This is a genomic window from Neobacillus drentensis (assembly GCF_036965645.1).
GTDB classification, from domain to species: Bacteria; Bacillota; Bacilli; order Bacillales; family Cytobacillaceae; genus Neobacillus; species Neobacillus drentensis_D.
The window spans coordinates 13,122-14,401 of record NZ_JBALPZ010000002.1 but is presented as its reverse complement, the minus strand read 5'-3'; the positions used below and the strand labels follow the sequence as shown (position 1 = coordinate 14,401).

Annotated in this window: 2 protein-coding genes and 1 pseudogene; 2 read left to right on the top strand and 1 reads right to left on the bottom strand. The window is 34.4% G+C overall.

Annotated elements, in window-relative coordinates:
- Positions 1–189: pseudogene (locus tag V7266_RS00175) on the top strand (RCC1 domain-containing protein); the annotation flags it as partial.
- Between the two features lie 128 nt (positions 190–317).
- The gene (locus V7266_RS00170; protein ID WP_335465098.1) at positions 318–611 is read left to right on the top strand and encodes an RNA polymerase alpha subunit C-terminal domain-containing protein; all 294 of its coding nucleotides are present in this window, start codon (positions 318–320) and stop codon (positions 609–611) included.
- 96 nt (positions 612–707) lie between these two features.
- Here the strand turns inward: V7266_RS00170 and V7266_RS00165 are convergent, their stop codons facing one another.
- Positions 708–1,148 (bottom strand): hypothetical protein, encoded by a 441-nt coding sequence (locus V7266_RS00165; protein WP_335465096.1) that lies wholly within the window; start codon positions 1,146–1,148, stop codon positions 708–710.
- Positions 1,149–1,280: the final 132 nt, after the last annotated feature.

Genomic DNA, 1,280 nt, shown 5'->3' with positions numbered 1-1,280 from the left:
ACTGTGGCGGCTGTGGGTTTGAATGAATATGGACAATGTAATGTATGTGATTGGCGAGATATTGTGGCAATTGCGGCGGGTTGTTCCCATACCATCGGTCTTAAATCGGACGGCACAGTGGTTGCTGTGGGTGATAATGAATATGGGCAATGCGATGTAAGCGGTTGGCGAGGCATCCAACTGCCCTGAATTAGTTCTCGGGTAAAAAGGATACAGCCCCTGCAACTCTTAAGCTTACTGTAGTAAAAGATGCGATAGCTGTGGCCATCTGTTTTCTTATTGTATAACATTTCATAAAAGCAAGGATGTGTTTAAAAATGACAACTTCCAATAAAAATTTAAGAACTTGTAACAACGGGCATAAATATTTTAAAAGTAGCGAATGTCCAATCTGTCCGATTTGTGAGCATGAACGCAAGCCTGAAAATGGATTTCTTGCATTGCTATCGGCACCAGCAAGACGAGCGTTGGAGAACAATGGTTTAACTTCTTTACAGAAGTTATCATCATATAGTGAAAAAGAGATTTTGAAATTTCACGGTATGGGTCCAGCCTCTATACCGAAACTTAGGTCTGCTTTAAAGGAAAATGGGCTATCTTTTAAAGACTGATTTTTTATCATTTCAATAATCGTAATTTCCTAGAGTCAAAATTTAAAAGTAATGGGAGTCTGACCCCCATTACTTTTATCATGTTTTACATTTTGTTTAATAGTTTTTTTGTAGCAATTTATCTAATTCACGGACTTGATCATAGGAATTTACTAATTTTTCTGGTACTAGGGTTCTGCCATAATCCCAGGCATTGGATTCTATTCTATCTAGCAGCTGTGCTTTTTTGTTATCATCGAAATACTTTAAAACCCTTAAATCATGTTTGTTGTTCTTAAAAACTAAATAATATCCAAGCTGATGATAGAGAATAAGTTTTACACAGTCTTCGTCTGACTCTTTTATCTTAAATTTAATATTAGCTATGTATCCATTAATTTGTAAATAGTTAAACTTAATCGTTGTATTTGTTACATTAAAACTCATAGGTGCGGGCAGGGTATTGTTAAATTCATAATCAACCGTTAATTTGTGTTCTTTCAATGTATTTTCAATTATTTTCTCAATATCTCTTATATAAAACATCTTATCGATCACGACCTTTCAACATCTTCTCCTTTTATTTTTCAGAAATGATGGTGGAAAGTAAATCCTACTATTTTCCTTTATACTTTTTTAACGCGTTGTGACTTTAATTTTATGGAATTATATAGAAATATCTCCTAGCAC